Annotated in this window: 18 protein-coding genes and 1 tRNA gene; 14 read left to right on the top strand and 5 right to left on the bottom strand. The window is 65.2% G+C overall.

Annotated elements, in window-relative coordinates; genetic code table 11:
• Positions 1-4: 4 nt before the first annotated feature.
• Complete coding sequence (gene modC, locus ACV17W_RS09420; RefSeq protein WP_462596160.1) at positions 5-1,108, top strand: molybdenum ABC transporter ATP-binding protein; 1,104 nt, start codon at positions 5-7, stop codon at positions 1,106-1,108.
• A gap of 15 nt (positions 1,109-1,123) precedes the next feature.
• On the opposite strand, the gene ACV17W_RS09415 is transcribed toward modC, so the two are convergent.
• The gene (locus ACV17W_RS09415; protein WP_462596159.1) at positions 1,124-2,023 is read right to left on the bottom strand and encodes a LysR family transcriptional regulator; all 900 of its coding nucleotides are present in this window, start codon (positions 2,021-2,023) and stop codon (positions 1,124-1,126) included.
• A 106-nt stretch (positions 2,024-2,129) separates the two neighbouring features.
• Between ACV17W_RS09415 and ACV17W_RS09410 the strand changes: the two genes are divergently transcribed.
• The 9 genes from ACV17W_RS09410 (at position 2,130) to ACV17W_RS09370 (ending at position 10,422) form a co-directional block, all read left to right on the top strand.
• Positions 2,130-2,999: an amidohydrolase family protein gene (locus ACV17W_RS09410; RefSeq protein WP_462596158.1), complete on the top strand. Its 870-nt coding sequence runs from the start codon at positions 2,130-2,132 to the stop codon at positions 2,997-2,999.
• Between the two features lie 26 nt (positions 3,000-3,025).
• Positions 3,026-3,577 (top strand): hypothetical protein, encoded by a 552-nt coding sequence (locus ACV17W_RS09405; protein WP_462596157.1) that lies wholly within the window; start codon positions 3,026-3,028, stop codon positions 3,575-3,577.
• Positions 3,578-3,582: 5 nt separating this feature from the next.
• Complete coding sequence (locus ACV17W_RS09400; protein WP_462596156.1) at positions 3,583-4,134, top strand: carboxymuconolactone decarboxylase family protein; 552 nt, start codon at positions 3,583-3,585, stop codon at positions 4,132-4,134.
• 42 nt (positions 4,135-4,176) lie between these two features.
• Complete coding sequence (locus ACV17W_RS09395) at positions 4,177-4,977, top strand: SDR family NAD(P)-dependent oxidoreductase (RefSeq protein WP_462596155.1); 801 nt, start codon at positions 4,177-4,179, stop codon at positions 4,975-4,977.
• Positions 4,961-5,914 (top strand): SMP-30/gluconolactonase/LRE family protein, encoded by a 954-nt coding sequence (locus ACV17W_RS09390; RefSeq protein WP_462596154.1) that lies wholly within the window; start codon positions 4,961-4,963, stop codon positions 5,912-5,914. The genes ACV17W_RS09395 and ACV17W_RS09390 overlap by 17 nt, the downstream gene beginning before the upstream one ends.
• 28 nt (positions 5,915-5,942) lie before the next feature.
• On the top strand, positions 5,943-6,899 hold the full coding sequence (locus ACV17W_RS09385) for a Bug family tripartite tricarboxylate transporter substrate binding protein (protein WP_462596153.1): 957 nt from the start codon (positions 5,943-5,945) through the stop codon (positions 6,897-6,899).
• A 114-nt stretch (positions 6,900-7,013) separates the two neighbouring features.
• Entirely contained in the window at positions 7,014-7,472 is a 459-nt protein-coding gene (locus ACV17W_RS09380) for a YkgJ family cysteine cluster protein (protein WP_462596152.1), read from the top strand.
• Between the two features lie 71 nt (positions 7,473-7,543).
• Positions 7,544-8,140, top strand: a complete 597-nt coding sequence (locus ACV17W_RS09375) for a DNA-3-methyladenine glycosylase I (protein WP_462596151.1) — start codon at positions 7,544-7,546, stop codon at positions 8,138-8,140.
• A 116-nt stretch (positions 8,141-8,256) separates the two neighbouring features.
• Positions 8,257-10,422, top strand: a complete 2,166-nt coding sequence (locus tag ACV17W_RS09370) for an AsmA family protein (RefSeq protein WP_462596150.1) — start codon at positions 8,257-8,259, stop codon at positions 10,420-10,422.
• Positions 10,423-10,446: 24 nt separating this feature from the next.
• Here ACV17W_RS09370 and ACV17W_RS09365 read toward each other — a convergent pair whose 3' ends face one another.
• Positions 10,447-11,058: a TetR/AcrR family transcriptional regulator gene (locus tag ACV17W_RS09365; protein WP_462596149.1), complete on the bottom strand. Its 612-nt coding sequence runs from the start codon at positions 11,056-11,058 to the stop codon at positions 10,447-10,449.
• A gap of 92 nt (positions 11,059-11,150) precedes the next feature.
• On the opposite strand from ACV17W_RS09365, the gene ACV17W_RS09360 reads away from it, so the two are divergent.
• The 3 genes from ACV17W_RS09360 to ACV17W_RS09350 all read left to right on the top strand — a co-directional run bounded on the left by ACV17W_RS09360 (position 11,151) and on the right by ACV17W_RS09350 (position 14,001).
• Positions 11,151-11,891 (top strand): 3-oxoacyl-ACP reductase family protein, encoded by a 741-nt coding sequence (locus tag ACV17W_RS09360; protein WP_462596148.1) that lies wholly within the window; start codon positions 11,151-11,153, stop codon positions 11,889-11,891.
• Positions 11,892-12,088: 197 nt separating this feature from the next.
• Positions 12,089-12,164, top strand: a tRNA-Lys gene (locus tag ACV17W_RS09355).
• A gap of 739 nt (positions 12,165-12,903) precedes the next feature.
• Positions 12,904-14,001 carry a helix-turn-helix transcriptional regulator gene (locus tag ACV17W_RS09350; protein ID WP_462596147.1) on the top strand — a complete coding sequence of 366 codons (1,098 nt, stop codon included), beginning with the start codon at positions 12,904-12,906 and terminating at the stop codon, positions 13,999-14,001.
• A 45-nt stretch (positions 14,002-14,046) separates the two neighbouring features.
• Here the strand turns inward: ACV17W_RS09350 and ACV17W_RS09345 are convergent, their stop codons facing one another.
• Positions 14,047-15,780 carry a hypothetical protein gene (locus ACV17W_RS09345; protein ID WP_462596146.1) on the bottom strand — a complete coding sequence of 578 codons (1,734 nt, stop codon included), beginning with the start codon at positions 15,778-15,780 and terminating at the stop codon, positions 14,047-14,049.
• Positions 15,781-15,951: 171 nt separating this feature from the next.
• On the opposite strand from ACV17W_RS09345, the gene ACV17W_RS09340 reads away from it, so the two are divergent.
• Positions 15,952-16,965, top strand: coding sequence for an NADP-dependent oxidoreductase (locus ACV17W_RS09340; RefSeq protein ID WP_462596145.1), 1,014 nt, complete (start codon positions 15,952-15,954; stop codon positions 16,963-16,965).
• Between the two features lie 66 nt (positions 16,966-17,031).
• Here ACV17W_RS09340 and ACV17W_RS09335 read toward each other — a convergent pair whose 3' ends face one another.
• A complete protein-coding gene (locus ACV17W_RS09335) occupies positions 17,032-17,226 on the bottom strand; it encodes a hypothetical protein (RefSeq protein ID WP_462596144.1) in 195 nt (64 codons plus the stop codon).
• 103 nt (positions 17,227-17,329) lie between these two features.
• Positions 17,330-18,229, bottom strand: a complete 900-nt coding sequence (locus tag ACV17W_RS09330) for a hypothetical protein (protein ID WP_462596143.1) — start codon at positions 18,227-18,229, stop codon at positions 17,330-17,332.
• Positions 18,230-18,407 lie beyond the last annotated feature (178 nt).

Raw genomic sequence — 18,407 nt, 5'->3', positions numbered from 1 at the left:
CGCCATGCGCCCGGCCGATCAGGTCTCCGTCATCGAGGCCCGCTTGCGCGTGGACTACACCGATTTTTCACTGGACGTGGCGTTGCGGCTGCCGGGCCGAGGCGTTACTGGGCTGTACGGGCCGTCGGGCTCGGGCAAGACGACATTGCTGCGCAGCATTGCGGGCCTGGTTCCGGGCGCGCGTGGTTTTCTCAGCGTGAACGGCCAGGTCTGGCTGGATAGCGCCGCGGGCGTGCACCTGCCCACGCACCGGCGCGCGCTGGGCTATGTGTTCCAGGAAGCCAGTCTGTTTCCCCACCTGAACGTGATGCGCAACCTGCAGTTCGGCCTGAAGCGGGTGCCACCCTCCGCACGCCGGGTCGACCTCGATCAGGCGACGCAGTTGCTGGGCATCGAGCATCTGCTGCACCGCATGCCCGCCGGACTGTCGGGGGGCGAGCGACAACGCGTGGGCATGGCGCGTGCGCTGCTCACGAGCCCCCGCCTGTTGCTGATGGACGAGCCGCTGGCGGCGCTGGACAACGCCCGCAAACAAGATGTTCTTCCTTATCTGGAACGCCTGCACAGCGAGCTGGACATTCCCGTGCTCTATGTGAGCCACGCACCACATGAGGTCGCGCGACTCGCCGATCACCTGGTGTTGCTCGACGAGGGGCGGGCGGTGGCCAGCGGACCCATCGGGCACATGCTGTCCCGCCTGGATCTGCCGCTGGCCATGGAAGACGACGCGTCGGTGGTGGTGGCCGGCACAGTGGCGGACTTCGATGCAGCATACGGTCTGCTGTCGGTGCGGTTGCCGGACAGCAGCATCTGCCTGCGCACCGCGCACGCGGAAATCGCGACAGGCCGGCCGGCGCGCCTGGCCATCAAGGCGCGCGATGTCAGCGTGGCGCTCGCGCCGGCGCAGGGCAGCAGTATCGTCAACGTGATACCGGTGCGCGTGCACGACCTGGCGCCGGCAGACAATCCGGACCACGTGCTGGTGCGGCTGGATGCCGATGGCACGCCGCTGCTGGCGCGCATTACCCGCTACTCGCGCGACCAGCTCGGGCTGGCGGCGGGTGTGCAGGCATGGGCGCAGGTCAAGGCTGTATCGGTCCTGGGATAACCAGCGGCGGTAAGGTCAGGCGAAGAGCGCTTGCATGTCGAGGCCGCGGATGATCTCGGCCGTTGCGTTCACCAGCGAGGGCAGGGGGTGGCGCATCGGCGTGGCCAGTGTCAGGTTGTTCATGATGGTAGGGTCGACGATGGCCGAGCATGCCAGATGGTCCTGCCCCGGCATATCGTGCAGCGCCGAGCGCGGCAGGATGGTGTAGAGGCTGTCCTGGGTCAGGGTTTCCAGAATGGTGTGAACCACATCGACTTCTGCCGCGATGTTCAGCGCCACGTCGAGGTCGCGGCAGGTCTTGTCCACCAGCGCCCGGATGGTATTGGGCGCGCTGGGCAGCACCAGCGGATACCGGCCCAGGTCGCGGGCGCGCACCCGTGCGGGCGGCGCCGGTACGCACGCTTTACCGTAGGTCAACACCAGGTCTTCGCGGTACACCGATTCGAACTGCAGCAGCGTTGAAGGTGGAGGGTCATAGAGCAACGCCAGGTCGATGCGGTCTTTCACCAGCCATTCGTTCATTTCCGAACTAAGACCTTCGGCCAGCGTCAGGGCAGCGCCCGGGTGCTGCCGCCGGAACATCTGGACGATCTGTGGCGCGAGGCGGCGAGCCACACGGTGCGGCATGCCCAGCCGCACCTTGTCCTGGACGGTGGAGGCATAGGCCCGCATGTCTTGCCGGGCATGCTGCGCCAGCGCATCCAGTTCCTTGGCGTGCGCGAGAAAGCGCAGGCCTGCCGGCGTCGGTTCGACCCCGCGGCCGGTGCGGATCAGCAGGTGGTGGCGCAGTTCGGTTTCGAGCAACTGGATCTGGCGGCTGAGCGAGGGCTGCGAAAGGCCCAGCACCTCGGCCGCGCGGGACAGGCTGCGCATCTCGCACGCCATGATGAAAGAACGAATTTGTTTCAGATCCATACCCTAATGGTATACGTTTTTTCTATATCAGAAGTCAGGGTTCCGCCATTGCCGGGGGCGCCCGGCGTGCGCATGATGCAGGGTTCATGCCTCCACCTGCCTCGCCATGACCGATTGCCGCCCGCCCTTGGCCCAGATAACGCCGCCCTGCCAGCCGCTGCCGGCCGACGCCTGCGATAGCCACTTTCATATATTCGGACCCGCCGATCGCTTCCCGTATGCCGAACGGCGCCCGTATACGCCGCCTGATGCGCCGTTCGAGCAAATGCGCGCGCTGCACCAGCAGTTGGGGTTCAGCCGTGGGGTCATCGTGCAGCCCGGCTGCCATGGCTACGACATGTCGGCCACGCTGGACGCACTGGACCGGGGGGCGGGCCAGTACCGCGCCGTGGCGCTGCTCGCGCCAGACGCCTCGGCACGATCGATTGCCGAGCTCGATCGGCGCGGTGTGCGCGCCGTGCGCTACAACTTCGTGTCGCACCTGGCCAATGCCGGCTGGGATGAACTGGCGGCCATGGCGCCGCGCATCGCCCCCTTGGGCTGGCATGTCTGCGTGCATGCCGAGGCTGGCTTGCTTGCGGGCCTGCTGGAACGCCTGCGTACCTTGCCGGTGCCATTTGTCATCGACCACATGGGTCGCGCACCCGCCGACCAGGGCGTGGACGGCGAGGCGTTCCAGGCCCTGCTGGGATTGCGCGACCACCCGCATGCCTGGGTGAAGATATCCGGGCTGGACCGCGTTTCCACGCAGTCCAGACGCCCGTTTGCCGATGGTGAGTCGCTGGTGTCGGCGCTGCTCGACGCCATGCCGGATCGGCTCTTGTGGGGCACCGACTGGCCGCATCCCAATGTGGCCGGCGACATGCCCGACGACGGTGAACTGCTCAATACGTTTTTGCGCCTGTGTCCCGACGCCGACCTCCGGCGGCGGATATTGGCAGATAACCCGCACCGCCTGTACCGGTTCGGGGCCTGATGATCGTACGACCGAGTGAGGCCTGCATGAAGCCGATGTTGATCAAGATTCCGGATAGCGCTGTCGCGCCCAGCACGCTGCGCGCCTTGCCGGGGGCCGGCCAGGGCGAGTTGCGCGTGTTCCATGCGGCGGACCACGCCGAGACCTATGCCTTGCTTTCCGGGCCGGCGAACCCGCAATTGCTCGGCGCCGCGTTGCGCGAACACCATCCGGACGCGCGGGCGATTCCACTGAGCCCGGTCACCGACGTGCCGGGGCAGGCCGCGGGCCACCCCGCGCCCTGGTTCTATGTGGTCGAGACCGACATCAAGCCCGAGGCGCGCGAAGACTTCGAGCGCTGGTACGAAGAAGAGCACCTGCCGGGTCTGGCGGCCGTGCCGGGCACCGTGCGGGCGCGTCGCTACCTGGACCTGGAGGGATCGCCGCGTTACTACGCCTGCTACGACCTGGCCAGCCGCGAGACTTTCGGGTCGCCAGCCTGGCTTGCGGTGCGGGGTTCCGACTGGAGCAGCCGAGTACGGCCCAATTTCATCAACAGCAAACGCACCATGTTCCGTCTCGCGGCGGACCAGGAGTAACTCTTATGCCACGTTTGAATCCTCCCGATCCGCAGACCATGTCGGCGCACCAGCGCCGCATCCATGATGCCATCGCCAGCGGACCGCGTGGCCGCGTGCGCGGGCCGCTCGCCATGTGGCTGCATCGGCCGGGACTGGCCGAACATGCGCAGGCCCTGGGCCAGTACTGCCGCTACGACTCCAGCCTGCCGCCAAGGCTCTCGGAACTGGCCATTCTGACCATGGCGGCCTGGTGGCGTTCTTCATTCGAGTGGTGGGCCCACCAGCCTATCGCCGTGCAGGCTGGCCTGGATGCCGCAGTGGCCGAGCAGATCCGTGCCGGCGAAGATCCTGCGTTCAGCCAACCTGACGAGTCCGTGGTGTACCGCTTCGTGAGCGCGCTGCTCGAGACGCGGCAGGTGCCCGATGCGCTGTACGAAGAGGCGGTGCAGGTGCTGGGCGCGGATGGCGTGGTCGACCTCGTCGGTATCGCCGGCTATTACTCCTTGATCTCGATGACCATCAATGTCTTCGAAATCCAGCCGCCCGACGGCAGCACAGTGACTTTCGGCCGCTGAGGCGCGGCAACATCCTATGCACAGAACAACGGAGACGAAGCAATGACAGGTCGATTGAAAGGCAAAGTGGCGATCGTGACCGGCGCGGGCAGCGTCGGCCCGGGCTGGGGCAACGGGCGCGCCATCGCGTATCGATTTGCCCAGGAAGGCGCGCGCGTATTCGCCGTGGACATGAACGCCGACGCCATGGAAGAGACCGTGGCGCGCGTGCGCGAAGCCGGGGGCGAGATCACCACCTGGCAGGCCGACGTGACCGATTCAACTGCGGTGCGGGAGCTGGTCAGCGCCTGTGCCGAGACATGGGGGCGTGTCGATATCCTGGTCAACAACGTGGGCGGCTCGCGCAAGGGCGGCCCGGTGGGGCTTGACGAGGCCACCTGGGACAAGCAGATCGATTTCAACCTGAAAAGCGTCTATCTGGGGTGCCGCCATGTATTGCCGCTGATGGAAGAGCAGGGCGGGGGCGCCATCGTCAACGTCTCGTCGACCTCGGGAATACGCTGGACCGGGTCGGCGCAAGTGGGCTATGCCAGCGCCAAGGCAGGCGTCATCCAGCTGTCGCGGGTGGTGGCCCTGGAATATGCCAAGAAGAACATCCGCTGCAATACAGTGATTCCGGGCCAGATGCATACCCCCATGGTCGAGGTACGCCTGGCCGGCCAGCGCGCGGGTGGCGACGTCGCGCAATTGCTGGCCGAGCGGCAGTCGCGCATTCCGCTGCCCTTCATGGGCGATGGCATGGATACCGCCAACGCCGTCCTGTTCCTGGCCTCGGATGAGGCGCGCTTCATCACCGCTACCGAAATTGTCGTCGACGGAGGCATGAGTGCACGCTGCGACTGAATCGGGGCCGCCTGCCCGCTATCCCGACCCGGCGGTCATCGCGCTGGATGCGCGCTTCGAGAAACTGGTGCTGCCATTGGCCGCGGTCGAACGGCTGGCCACGGGCAGCCGCTGGGCCGAGGGGCCCGTGTGGTTCGGCGATGGCCGCTACCTGCTCTGGAGCGACGTGCCCAATGATCGCATCATGCGCTGGGACGAAGTCTCGGGCCAGACGCATGTCTGGCGCCACGGTTCGCAGCACGCCAACGGCAATACGCGCGACCGGCAGGGCCGACTGATCACTTGCGAACACCTGGGGCGGCGCGTGACCCGCACCGAGCACGATGGCCGGATTACGGTGCTCGCCGACAGCTACCAGGGCAAGCGCCTGAATTCGCCCAACGATGTGGTGGTGAAGTCGGACGGTTCGATCTGGTTCACCGACCCGCCCTTCGGTATCGTCGGGTACTACCAGGGCGAGAAGGCGCCCCAGGAGCTGCCCGCGGGCATCTACCGCATCTGCCCTGACACCGGCACCGTGGCACTCATGTGCGACACCGTCAATGGGCCCAATGGCCTGGCTTTTTCGCCCGACGAGCGGCATCTGTATGTCATTGAATCGCGCGCGCGACCGCGTAACGTGCTGGTATTCGATGTGGCTGATGACGGCCTGAGTCTGGGCCCGTCGCGGGTGCTGTTCGATGCGGGCGAGGGTACCCCCGACGGTTTCCGCGTCGACGTGGACGGCAACCTTTGGTGCGGTTGGGGAATGGGCACGGCCGAGCTGGATGGCGTGCGGGTCTTCTCGTCCCACGGAGAGCTGCTCGGCCGCATCGCGCTGCCGGAGCGCTGCGCCAACCTGTGCTTTGGCGGGAAGCATCGCAATCGCCTGTTCATGGCGTCGTGCACATCGATCTATTCATTGTTCGTCAATACGCAAGGGGCCGCAGTCCCCTGATTACCCATCGCACACAGAGGAGAACTCCATGTATTCAAAATTGATCAAGGCCCTCGCCATAGGCGTGTTCTGCCTGGCCGCCATCGGCGCGCAGGCACAGTCCAGCACCAGCCTGGTGGTGGCGTTTCCGGCCGGCGGTCCGGCCGATTCGCTGGCGCGGATCGTCGCGGCGCAGCTGGAAAAAGAACTGAAGCATCCGGTGCTGGTCGAGAACAAGCCCGGCGGCAACGGTGCGATCGCCGCCACGTATGTCGGCCGCGCCAAGCCCGACGGGCAGACGCTGTTCTTGAGCTCCGTCGGGGCCATCTCCATCAATCCGTCGCTGTACCCCAAGCTGATCTACGATCCCATCAACGACTTCCTGCCGGTGTCGCTGCTGGTGTCGGTGCCGGAAGTCCTGATCGTGGGCCCGGGCAGCGCCACCAAAGACGCCAAGGCTTTCGTGGCCAAAGCCAAGAGCGAAGGTGTATCGATGGCGTCGTCGGGCGTGGGCAGCATGCCTCACATGGCCATCGCCCAGTTGAAGAAGGCCACCGATTCGAAGATCCTGCATGTGCCCTACAAGGGGGCGGCGCCCGCCATCACCGACACCATTGGCGGGCAGGTCGACGCTTTCATTGGCGATGTGTCGGGCCTGATGCCGCACATCAAATCGGGAAAGGCGCTGGCGCTGGCCATTGCGGCGCCCAAGCGCTCGCCCGTGCTTCCCGATGTGCCTACCTTCGACGAACTGGGCGTTCCCAACGTCTACGCCAACAACTGGTACGGTGTATTTGCCCCCAAAGGCACGCCTGCCGAGAAGATCGACGAGTTGAACAAAGTGTTCGCCAAAGTGCTGGCCTCGCCGGAGCTTCAAGCCTACGAGGCGTCCACCGGCGTCGAACTGTCTCCCACGTCCGCCCAGGAGTTTCGCGACATCGTGCGTGAAGACGCACAGAAATGGGGCGATCTGATCCGGGCGGAAGGCATCACGATGGACAACTGATTCAGCATCATTGCAGGGGCCGGCGGCCAGGCGGGCGGCCCCTGTTCGAGAATTTCGGGGCGGCTCGAAATTCGCTAGAATCGTGCGGCCACTTTCTGCCGCCACGACGCTTCCATGTCGCGCCTGCCAGTCCTGCCCATCGATATCGTCTCGCCGGCCACCCTGTCCGGTCGCGACGCCGCCAACCCGTGCCTGAACTGCGGTGCGTGTTGCGCGCATTTCCGGGTGTCTTTTTATTGTGGCGAGGTGGCCGGCCCGAACGGCGGCACGGTGCCCGAAAACGTGGTTCGCGTCATAAATCCCTTGCGTGTGTGCATGGCCGGCACCGAGTACGGCGGGGGCCGCTGTGTCGCATTGCGTGGCGAGCTGGGTCAGCCGGGTATTCACTGCGCCATTTCTCCGCTGAGGCCCACACCTTGCCGCGATTTCGAAGTCTGGCAGCCCGACGGCTCGGTCAACCCCGACTGCCAGCGACTGCGAATGGCCCTGGGCCTTCCTGCCCTGTCGCCTCGGCCGGATGCCGAGAATGACCCCCAGGGTCCCCAGCACCCCCATCAACCCGCGGCTGCCTAGCCACGCGCCAGCGCCTGACGCCGGAAGACGTCCGTAGTAGCATCGGCGGCACGGCGTTCAGGAGCGGGCACATGGCGGTACGCGACGACTTCACGGATGGACTGGCGCGCTGCGCCTGGGTCGACGACTCGTCCATCTATCAGCAGTATCACGATGCCGAATGGGGGCGTCCGGTGGCCGACGACCGGGGCCTGTTCGAGCAACTCAGCCTTGAGGGGTTCCAGTCGGGGTTGAGCTGGCGCATCATCCTGAACAAGCGCGAGGCCTTCCGGCGCGCGTTCTGTGATTTCGAGATCGACCAGGTGGCGCGATTCGGCGCGGCCGAGGTGCAGGCGCTGGCGGCAGACCCCGGCATCGTCCGCCACCGCGGCAAGATCGAGGCGCTGATCCACAACGCAAACCGGGCACGCGATATGCGCGCCGAATACGGCACGCTGGGCGCGTACTTCTGGCCCTACGAGCCGTCACCCGAGTCCGGTGGCGCGGTGGCGCGGGCCCGCTCGGTCCTGCTGTCCGGCGACCTGAAAAAACGCGGCTGGAAATTCGTGGGGCCCACCACGGTGTATGCGTTCATGCAGGCAATCGGCATGGTCAATGACCACGCGGTCGGCTGTCACCGGCACGTCGCCTGCCAGCTGCAGCGGGCACGATTCGTGCGTCCCGGCTGAGAGCAGGGCAGCCAAATCTGGAAAGATCCGCACACATTCCTTGTCATCCTCCCGCGGGTCCGCCTATACCCTGTTAGCAGGCCGGGCCGTGCCCGGCGGGCAAAGGAACCGTGATCATGACGCGCACGAAGAAGATACTGATCGCAGCGGCCGGCGGCCTGACATTGCTGGTCGCGGCACTGGTGGTGATTGCGCTGTTTGACTGGAACCAGCTCAGGCCCACCGTGAACGAGCGGGTATCGGCCGCCATCGGACGGCCCTTCGCGATCAACGGCGACCTCGACATACAGTGGCGCCGTCCCGAAGCAGAAGCGGGCTGGCGCGGCTGGGTGCCCTGGCCTCACATCAGCATGGACGACGTCACCATCGCCAATGCCGAGTGGGCCGAAGCTCCGCACCTGGCGACCCTGAAACGCGCCGAGTTCACCCTGTCGCCGCTGCCCTTGCTGACGCGCCATGTCGTGATTCGCCAGATCCAGCTTACCGGGCCCGCGGCCAATCTGCAGCGCCTTGAAGATGGCCGAGCGAACTGGGAATTCACCCTGCCGGAAAGCGGCGAACCCTCACCCTGGGTCATGGATATCGATCAGATCGGCTTCGATCAAGGGCAGGTCAAATTCCAGGACGAAACCCTGCAGGCAGATCTGCAAGCCCAGATCGACCCATTGGGCAAGCCCATTCCGTTTGCCGACATCGCCGGGCAGCCCTCTGGCCAGGCCGTTTCGGCGAATGCCGAGCCAGAGCGCGCGGCCGCTGACAACGCCGAAGGAACTTCGTCGGCAGCTCGCGAAGATCAGGCGCAGGCTGGCGGCGGCGCCGCGCCGCCCGCCTATGTGTTCGGCTGGAAAGTCGATGGCCGATACAAGGGCATGCCGACCAAAGGCGAAGGCAAGCTCGGAGGCATGCTGGCGATGCGCGACGCGACACGGCCGTTTCCCTTGCAGGCGGAAGTGTCCGTCGGCGATACGCGTATCGCCCTGGCAGGGACGCTTACCGATCCCGCACAGTTGGGCGCCCTCGACCTGCGTCTGGAGCTGTCGGGCGCCACCATGTCCGACCTTTTCCCTCTCACCGGGGTCACTCTGCCCGATACCCCCCGCTACGCCACCGACGGGCGGCTGATCGCGCGTCTGAACGAGCCGGGCGGTTCGGTGTTCCACTATCGAGGCTTCAATGGCAAGGTGGGCGCCAGCGACCTGCATGGTGACCTCACCTACACCAACGGCGAGCCCCGCCCCAAGCTGACGGGCACGCTGCAGTCTCGGCTGTTGCGCATGCGCGACCTCGGCCCGTTGGTCGGCGTGCCGCCCGACGAGCAGGGAAAGTCGCGGAAAAGCGATGCGCCCAAGCCGCCACCTGGGGGCAAGGTGCTGCCCACCCAGGAATTCCGGACCGACCGTTGGCACGTCATGGACGCCGATGTGCGGCTCCAGGCCGACCGCATCATCTACGACGAAGACCTGCCCATCACCAAGTTCAATGTGCACCTCGTGATGCAAGACGCCGTGCTGACGTTGGACCCGCTGCGTTTCGGCCTGGCGGGCGGCACGATAGGCACCACCTTGCGCCTGGACGGCCGCCGAACCCCCATGGACGGGCGGGCCAAAATATCGGCGCGCGGCCTGCGCCTGAAGCAGCTGTTTCCCAAAGTTGAGGCGATGCAGCGGGCGCTGGGTCAGTTGAATGGCGACGCCGAGCTCAGCGGTTCTGGGAACTCGGTGGCGGCGCTGTTGGGAACCGCGAGCGGCGACACCCGGCTGCTGGTCAACGATGGCGTGATCAGTCGTGCCCTGATGGAAATCGCCGGGCTGAATGTGGGCAACTACGTGATCAGCAAGCTGTTCGGCGATGAGGAAGTACAGATCAACTGCGGCGTTGCCGACCTGCAGATGAAGCGCGGCACGATGACGCCGCGCCTGTTCCTGTTCGATACCGAAAATGCCGTCGTGCAGATCGAAGGGACGGTCAATTTCACGGACGAGACGCTGGATCTGGATATCAAGCCGGAAAGCAAGGGGGTGCGCGTGTTCTCTTTGCGTTCGCCGCTTTACGTGCGCGGTACGTTCGGCAACCCGGATGCCGGCGTACACATGCTTCCCCTGGCGGCGCGCGGCGCGGGCGCCGTGGCCCTGGGGGTATTGTTGACCCCGGTCGCGGGCCTGCTGGCGCTGGTGGCGCCCAGTGCCGGCGAAGACGACAACCAGTGCGCTGCCTTGCTGAAACAGATGCAGAAGCCGCAGGCGCCGGCCGCGTCGGGCCGTGCCGGTGATGGCAAGAAGTAGCGGGGCGGGGCGCCGCCGGCGCGCTCAGGCCGTGGCGCGGGCCAGCGCATCCCATGCCAGCATGGCCAGCCGTGCCGTCTGTACGAGCGTCTTGCGAGGCACACCGTCGCGCGCCTGGATCGCCATGCCGTGCAGCACCGTGACGTAGTACGTCGCCAGGGCAGGCAGGTCGGCGTCGGCCGGCAGTTCGCCCTGGCGGGCCGCCAGGCGCAGGCGCTGCAGTATCAACCCCTGCATCTGCCGTCGGTCTTCACACAGCATCTCGCGCACGGGCAAATGCCCTTCGTCGCCTGCCGGGGCGCTCAGCACGATCATGCACCCCAGCGGCCTGCCCGGCTGCGTACCCGATTTCGCGGCCGCGACAAGCATGTTTTCGATGCCGTCGCGCACGGTGGCGGCACCCAGGAGTTCGGACACGGTGATGCCACCCACGCCGGACTTATAACAATGCACGGCTTCACGGAATAGTTGCTCTTTCGAGCCGAACGCCGCGTAAAGGCTGGGCGCGTTGATTCCCATCGCCGCCGTCAGGTCGGCCAGCGATGTACTTGCGTATCCCTTCTCCCAGAACAAGTCCATGGCCTTCTGCAAGGCGGCGTCGCGGTCGAAAGAGCGGGGGCGTCCTCGTTCTGCCATGACGCCGATTCTACTCTTTGCAATTGGGGCTTGACTCGCAAGACCCATCGGGTGATTATATTTGTATTGGTCACTACAAATATGGATTCATCATGTCAGATCTGCAAGGCAAAATCGCATTCGTCACCGGCGGCAGCCGTGGCATCGGCGCAGCCATCGCGCGCCATCTCGCCGCCCGCGGCGCCCATGTTGCCCTTACCTATGTCAGCAGTCCCGATCGTGCGCAGGCGCTGGTCGAGTCCGTGCGCGCCGCCGGCGGGCGCGCCCAGGCTTACGCCGCCGATGCAGCGCGCCCGGAACAGATACGCGCGGCCGTCGACCAGGCCGCCAATGAATTCGGTGGGCTCGACATCCTGGTCAACAACGCCGGCGTATTCATCCCGGGCGATCTCGCCACGCTGCCGCAGGCCGATTTCCAGCGCACCATGGACATCAACGTGGGCGCGGTGTTCGCCGCCATGCAGGCGGCGCTGCCGCACCTGCAGCGCGGCGGCCGCATCATCAACATAGGCAGCTGCCTGGCGGCGCGCACCGGCGATGCCGGGCTGGCCGTCTACGCGGCCAGCAAGTCGGCACTGATCGGCCTGACCAAAGGCGCAGCCCGCGACCTCGGTACGCGGGGCATCACGGTAAACCTGGTGCATCCCGGCCCCATCGACACCGACATGAACCCGGCTGACCGCGAAGGCGCAGCCGAAGCCGCGGCCGGGCTGGCGTTGCAGCGCTATGGCCAGCCCGATGACATCGCCGCTATGGTGGGCTATCTGGCCAGCCCGGCCGCGAACTACGTCACCGGCGCCGAGTTTTCGGTAGACGGCGGCTTCAGCGCGTGAGGGCCGCCGGTTCGAACGGAAGTTGTCCACGGCCTATGCACAGGGTTATGCACGCCGTTTCCACTGGGCTATCCACAGGCTTGTCCCCAGGCTGGCGGGGCCGCTGCGGGCCTTCCCGGGCACGCCCAAAAAAACATGTATAATTTCGGTCTTCCTCGCGGCAGGGCAGGTTTTGCAAGACGCCACGCAGCGGGTGCGGGCTGTTAGCTCAGTTGGTAGAGCAGCGGACTCTTAATCCGTAGGTCGAGTGTTCGAGCCACTCACAGCCCACCAGAATTTTGCGAAAAAAGCGCTTGTGCAACGGCACAGGCGCTTTTTTTCGTCCGATTCGAAGGCGTATGGTTTTTCGGCGGAAAGGCTGCGAGGCAGGGGGCGGATGCAGCTCATGCCTTTGAATAACGGGCTTCCCCGCGCGTAGCGTGTGCCTGTTTCCCGCTGCCAGGAATAAACCGTGCGAATGTGGAACAATAGACAGGTTTACTTAACCGAACCAGAGAGATTTTCATGGGCAAAAAGATCGTTACTGAAGCCGACCGCAAACGCACCCCCCCGCCTGTTGCTCCTAAGGGAGTGACCTTTACGAAACAAGGCGGCGGTCAACGCTCGAGCCTTGAGCGTGGTGCGCATACCCACCACAAGAAAAATCCCGGCAAGCGCCCGCACTCGGGTTGATTTCTGGGGGCATTTCGCCCCCAGCGTACTTCTGGCGGCCGGGTGGTGGTGTTGACCGTGCTTGGTTTTTTTGCGCGTGTCAGACCGACAGTAGCGGACCCTGATTCCCCGGCAGCCCCTTCCTCAGAACTTCCGCATCCGCATAGCCGCCCCGTTTGCAGGGTGGGCCATTGCACCGCTCATTCCCGTTATCGACATCTGCCTGGGCGCTACCCGGCCAGTACCTGCGCGACCCCGTCGGCGTGCGCGTCGCGACCTTCTGTAGCCACACGAATCAAATTAAATAAAATCGTGACAATAAGATATACTTCGTAATATTACATCCATTGGCCGTCATTCCATGTCCGTCGATGATCCGCACCGCACAGCGCTACGCCTGCTCAACGGCCTCTACGATGGAGTGGCCTCGCCGGATCAGTGGGCCCCGGCGCTGCGGCAGGTGGGACAGGCCCTGGGGGGATGTGGCGTCGCGATTGTCAGCCAGCACCAGCCGACGGGGCAATTATCGATCGAAGATGTGGGGACGATGCGGCCGGGCCTGGAGTCGGGTTTTGCTGACATGAGCGACATCGACCCGGCGCGGGCCGCCACCCCCATGCTGGCGGCGGGCCACGTGTACGTCGACCATGAGTTTCATGAACTCGCCAGCCTGCGGCGCATGCCGTTCTATCGCGATTTTCTGTACCCCCTGGGCATCGGCCACTACGCACTGCTGCCGTCGGGCAATGATGATCAGCATATTCATGTCATGTCGGTACAGCGCGATCTCGACCGTCGCCAATTCAGTGCGCAGGAACGCGAGTTGATGCGTGTGGTGCAACCGCATTTGCGTCATGCCATCAATCTGCGGCAGCAGATTGGCCGTGGCCAGGCGCGTACCCGAATGCTGGAAAGGGCGCTGGACACCCTGACTTTTCCTATTGCGATAAGCACGCCAGCCGGTAGGGTTGCTGCGGCCAATAGCGTGGGCGAGCGGTGGCTGGCGCAGCCAGATTGTCCGGTGGCGCCCAACGCCACGACGACTCCGATCCTGAGGCTGCTGGCCCAGGCTTGCGGCATCGGCGTCGAGGTTCCCTGTGCGGGCTCCATGATGCTTGCTGACGGCGATGTGATGGTGGTGCTGCCTTTTGTGAATCAGGCTGAAGCGGGTAGCGGGGCCATGGCATTGGTGGCGATTCAGGGCGTTAAGTGGCGGCCAGTGGCGCCGGGCGACATGCTGCGTACCCTGTTCGGCCTGACGCCCGCCGAAATAAGGCTGATACATCATCTTGCGCTGCACGATGAGCCCTTGACCGTGGTCGCCGGACAATTGCAACTGTCGCTGAACACGCTGCGCACTCAACTGAAGTCGATTTTCCAGAAGACGCATACCCGCCGGCAATCGGATTTGGTGCGACTGGTCGGCCAATTGGGCCTGCTCAGACCCGCCGGCCCATGAACCCGGCATGGGATGAGCCGGCCCGTCTGGCGGGCCGGCTGCCGGCTATTGCCGTGTTCCGCGTGAACTTCCCGTGCACACCTGCTTCGGCTTCTGGCAGCGATACGTCGCATTGCACGCCCAGGTGCTGGGACGCTCTTCGCGAGTGAACTTCAACGGGTTGCCAGGCACCGGGACCTTCATGTACTGCTTTTCCTCCTTGCACTGCATGCTGAGCACCATTCTTCCGCGATTGGGCGCACACATGCGCAGCTTCGTATTGGATTCTGCGGCGGCGCGCGTGGGGCCATAGCCGTAGGCTTTCTGTTCCCCGTCATCGACATAGCGGCATGAGCTGGAGCTGGCCGGTGTGTAGCCCGGCGCCGCAGCCGCGGTCCGCGCTGATGCAGAGCTGGACGATGACGCTTGCGACGATGCGGCGCTGGCGGAACGCGTTGACGAGGCGGTCGCGGACGTGCGCGGCGCGGCCGTAGGGGTCCGGCTGCTGGATGCCGTCGTCGGTGTTGCGCTGCTGCTCGTCCGGGGCGCGGGTGACGCTGTCCGGGATGCGGCTGCGCGCGCGTTGTTCTGTTGCTCGATGGCGCGCACCTGGTTATTGATCCTGCGTTCAAAATCCCGCGTGCTTTGTGCCTGCTGCGCAGAGACCTGCCGCGCCTGCGCGAATCCGCTGCTCAACCCTGCGATAAATGCAGCCTGGTTAGCCTGGCTTCGCGCTGCTCTTGCCTCAGCCGCTTGCCTGCGGCGCTCGCTCAGCCGCGCCTGTTCAAGGTTATAGGCCCGGGCGGCCTGGAGTCGCTGCTCGGTGATCGGTTCATAGATTCCTATGATCAATCTGCGTTCGCTGTCCCGCCATTCCTGATGGCTGTTGCGAAGGATGCGGTCGCCGCGCGGTACGAACGCGTGCGCGAAGCTGCCTTGGTAGAACAGCGCGGAAATGTTGGCGTCGTAGTATTGAAGCAGCAGGTGATCGGCGCCGGTCATATGAACCGACGTCGTGCCGGGCTTCTTCGTTTCGGGAGCAGCGAGCACCCGCATGTCGGGCGGCGGCGAAATGACGGCTCGCACCGGGTTTTTATTGGCCAGGTTCGTGTAAGTCAGCACCAGGTTGCCCGCGTCGTCTTTGCTTACGGTAAGCAAATTGCCGATGTCCTTGCCCACGAAAGTTCTGCCCACATGATCTTCCCAGGTGCCGAATGGCTTACCGGCCCTGAGCTTCTGATATTCAGAATCAGGTTCATATGTGACCGGTATGGGTTTGCCCTTCGGCGGGACGTACATATCGCGCATGAAGGGACGGGGCTTTATGAGACCGAAGGCGATTTCAGCCTTCCGAGCGTTGATGCTGAAACGTAAGCCGTCCAGGGACTTATCCAGCACATGCCCTTGTCCGTTGCTGTCGATGCGCAGCCTGCCGGTCGCTCGCCCGGTCCAGCCCCTGGTAGGCGTCGTGACAACATAGGTGTTGGGTGTTTCGGTAGGCTGGAGCCTGAATCGACGGTGACTGTATTCGGCAAGATTTTCATCGAGATACAGGTCGAGGTCCAGGCCGCCCTCTAGGTATGCCGGCCGGATGTACAGAAAACTTCCCGCGCTATTGATGTACTGCTGCGATATGTACGGCGCCAGGACGCCCCAGTCGATATTGGCAAATGCCTCGCGGGCGGCCGCGATCTGCTCGGGGGATGCGGGCGGGGTGGAGACGGCACACCCGGCCAGTGCCGCGCACAGGGCAGGCGCTGCCAGCAGCTTGCGGAAGCGTTTGATCATGATGTGGGTCATTGCAGCGTTGCCAGAGTCAATGACGCCGCATTGTGCGACAGCCCCGCGTCGCCCGCATCACCCGAAACGGTGATGCGCCTCAATGGCATGGCCGCGCTGCCCGGCGCGCACTATCATGCATGGACGCCCGCCATGCACGGGTCTGCCGTCCGCCATCCAAGGAGCTCCTGTATGTCTACCGCCCAACGCATCGTCCTGGCCAGCCGCCCCGACGGCGAGCCCACGCCAGCCAATTTCCGCCATGAAACGTTCGAGCCTGGCGAGGCCGCGGAGGGGCAGGTGGAACTGCGCACCCTGTATTTGTCGCTCGACCCTTATATGCGCGGCCGCATGAGCGATGCGAAGTCGTATGCCGAGCCCGTTCCCATCGGCGGCACGATGCAGGGCGAAACGATTTGCGAAGTCACGCGGTCGCACCACCCGCAGTTCAAGGCCGGAGATCTGGTCCGGGCGCATACGGGTTGGTGCACCCATGCTGTCATGGATGGCGGCGCGGTGACACCGGTGCAGACGTTCGGCGCGCCGTTGACGACGGCGCTCGGCGTGCTGGGCATGCCAGGGTTCACGGCGTACAGCGGAATGAAGCTCATCGGCCAGCCGAAACCTGGCGAGACGGTGGTTGTGGCCGCCGCATCGGGGCCGGTGGGATCTTTGGTGGGACAGCTGGCCCGTATGGCGGGCGCGCGCGCCATCGGTATTGCGGGCGGCGAGCAGAAATGCGCCTACGTGACCCAGGATCTGGGCTTCGATGCCTGCCTGGACCACCGCTCTCCAGAGTTAGAGAGCCGCTTGCGCAGCGCCTGCCCGCAGGGTATCGATGTTTATTTTGAGAACGTGGGCGGACGCATCTGGGATCTGGTGTTCCCCTTGCTCAACCAGTACTCGCGCGTTCCCGTCTGCGGGCTGGTCGCCCAATATTCCGTGGCGGACACGTCCGGGCCTGACCGCCTGCCCGCCCTGATGGCTGCGGTCTTGCGGCGCAGTATCCTGCTGCGGGGTTTCATCAACTATGAGTTCGCGCGCGAGCATTACGAGGCTTTCCAGCAGGAGCTCGGGCCACGCGTGGCGGCCGGCGACATCAAGTATCGCGAAGACATCGTCGAGGGGCTCGATAACGCGCCCGAGGCATTCATAGGAATGCTTTCGGGCAGGAACTTCGGCAAGTTGATCATCCGGGTGGACTGATTCCTGGCGTGACGCGGTGCACCCACGCGAGCGAGCCGGCCGAGCGACGGCGGCTGTGGCCTTTGTCTAGGCGCGCGCGCTGTCCCGGACGGCGGCCGCCTCGGCCGCCCGTTGCCGCAGACCCGCGCGGTCGACCTTGCCCGTGGATGCCAGCGGTATTTCGTAGACGCCGCGGCCGCTGGCCAGCAGCTTGTCGGCCTCGTCAAATATCTGCGCCTCGGCGGCCGCAAGCTGTCCGCCGGCCTTGATCACGCGGCCCACGCAACGAAGATCGAGCCGCAGGGCAGACGGTAAGACGCCCGAGCCGCATAAACGGGCTCGGGCGTGCGGCCGGCGGCGCGCCGCGCGGGAAGGCATGCGCGGATCAGAGGTCGCGTGCGCGCCCCCCTATCGTGGCCGCAAAACTGGCGACGAAGGCGCCGATCAGTAGCGACGCAAATGCCCAGAGCGAGAAGGCCGCGGCCGCTTTGCGCGCGGCGTCGGCGGCCTCACGCGCTTTCTGCTCAGTCTGTTGGGCGGCCTGACGGGCCTGGTCCTGGATCTGCGTCAGGCGCTGCTGTGCCGCGGTTTCATCCATGCCCGTCTGCTGGGCTATTCGTTTCACGAGATAGGTCTGGTCGGGGTCGGAGATCTCACCGCTGGCGAGGCTGCGGGCCAGAATGCGCGACACTTCGGCGCGTGCGTCGGTCTGGCCAGTCGACATGGCGGGGTCGGCCGGGCGCAGCAGCGCATCCGTGAAGTAGTCCAACGGAGATTCGTCCGTGGCTCCCTGCGCGGCCGACCCCGCTGCGGAGGCAACCGCACCAGCCCCGGCGCCCGCCATCGCGGCCCCGGCCTTGGCCGTGCCCGAGACAATCGACGCCGCCGCGCTCGTCAGGAGCACCAGGCTCACGACGGCGCTCAGCGCCCAAACCAGGAAGCCGTGGGCCGTGTCGCGGAAGTAGATCTCATCGCTGGCGGCGTCCGTCCATTTGGTGCGCAGTCGGCCCGCCACGTAGCCGGCCACGCCATATGCGATAACCTGAGACACCAGCAGCCAGATGATGGAACCCACGGCCAGGGTGGTGCCCGAGGCGCCATCGTCTCCCCAGGGTGACATGGACAAAAAGCCGAGGCCCGTGCCGCCCGTCAGCAGCATGGCGGATACCGCGGCTGCAATGACCGCGCCGGCGATGACTGCGCCCCACGACACTGCGGATCGGGAAGACTCTATAGGCAGGGCAGCGGCGCCTGGATACCCGACGTTAGGCTGGATGTTCTGCATGGTGTTTCCTTGTCGAAATCGTGAGTGGCCTACATCAGAAGATCAGCGCGATCAGGATGATGATGGGGATAGGAACGCCCAGTAGCCACAAAAGTATCGATCGCATATTGCCTCCTTGCATCTGTTGAACTCGCCATGCCCCTGCGTCGGCGCCGTGCCGACGGGCATGGTGTTGGGT

Source organism: Bordetella sp. MIP270_01_BMS (assembly GCF_054958705.1).
The sequence above is the reverse complement of the archived record's forward strand: the minus strand, read 5'-3'. Positions and strand labels throughout refer to the sequence as shown.

Bases quoted from the DNA above. Each gene is read 5' to 3' on its own strand.
- ACV17W_RS09415 (WP_462596159.1), bottom strand. From the start codon at position 2,023: ATGGATCTGAAACAAATTCGTTCTTTCATCATGGCGTGCGAGATGCGC.
- ACV17W_RS09410 (WP_462596158.1), top strand. From the start codon at position 2,130: ATGACCGATTGCCGCCCGCCCTTGGCCCAGATAACGCCGCCCTGCCAG.
- ACV17W_RS09395 (WP_462596155.1), top strand. From the start codon at position 4,177: ATGACAGGTCGATTGAAAGGCAAAGTGGCGATCGTGACCGGCGCGGGC.
- ACV17W_RS09350 (WP_462596147.1), top strand. From the start codon at position 12,904: ATGTCCGTCGATGATCCGCACCGCACAGCGCTACGCCTGCTCAACGGC.
- ACV17W_RS09385 (WP_462596153.1), top strand. From the start codon at position 5,943: ATGTATTCAAAATTGATCAAGGCCCTCGCCATAGGCGTGTTCTGCCTG.
- ACV17W_RS09375 (WP_462596151.1), top strand. From the start codon at position 7,544: ATGGCGGTACGCGACGACTTCACGGATGGACTGGCGCGCTGCGCCTGG.
- ACV17W_RS09345 (WP_462596146.1), bottom strand. From the start codon at position 15,780: ATGACCCACATCATGATCAAACGCTTCCGCAAGCTGCTGGCAGCGCCT.
- ACV17W_RS09380 (WP_462596152.1), top strand. From the start codon at position 7,014: ATGTCGCGCCTGCCAGTCCTGCCCATCGATATCGTCTCGCCGGCCACC.
- ACV17W_RS09365 (WP_462596149.1), bottom strand. From the start codon at position 11,058: ATGGCAGAACGAGGACGCCCCCGCTCTTTCGACCGCGACGCCGCCTTG.
- ACV17W_RS09400 (WP_462596156.1), top strand. From the start codon at position 3,583: ATGCCACGTTTGAATCCTCCCGATCCGCAGACCATGTCGGCGCACCAG.
- ACV17W_RS09405 (WP_462596157.1), top strand. From the start codon at position 3,026: ATGAAGCCGATGTTGATCAAGATTCCGGATAGCGCTGTCGCGCCCAGC.
- ACV17W_RS09370 (WP_462596150.1), top strand. From the start codon at position 8,257: ATGACGCGCACGAAGAAGATACTGATCGCAGCGGCCGGCGGCCTGACA.
- modC (WP_462596160.1), top strand. From the start codon at position 5: ATGCGCCCGGCCGATCAGGTCTCCGTCATCGAGGCCCGCTTGCGCGTG.
- ACV17W_RS09330 (WP_462596143.1), bottom strand. From the start codon at position 18,229: ATGCAGAACATCCAGCCTAACGTCGGGTATCCAGGCGCCGCTGCCCTG.
- ACV17W_RS09360 (WP_462596148.1), top strand. From the start codon at position 11,151: ATGTCAGATCTGCAAGGCAAAATCGCATTCGTCACCGGCGGCAGCCGT.
- ACV17W_RS09340 (WP_462596145.1), top strand. From the start codon at position 15,952: ATGTCTACCGCCCAACGCATCGTCCTGGCCAGCCGCCCCGACGGCGAG.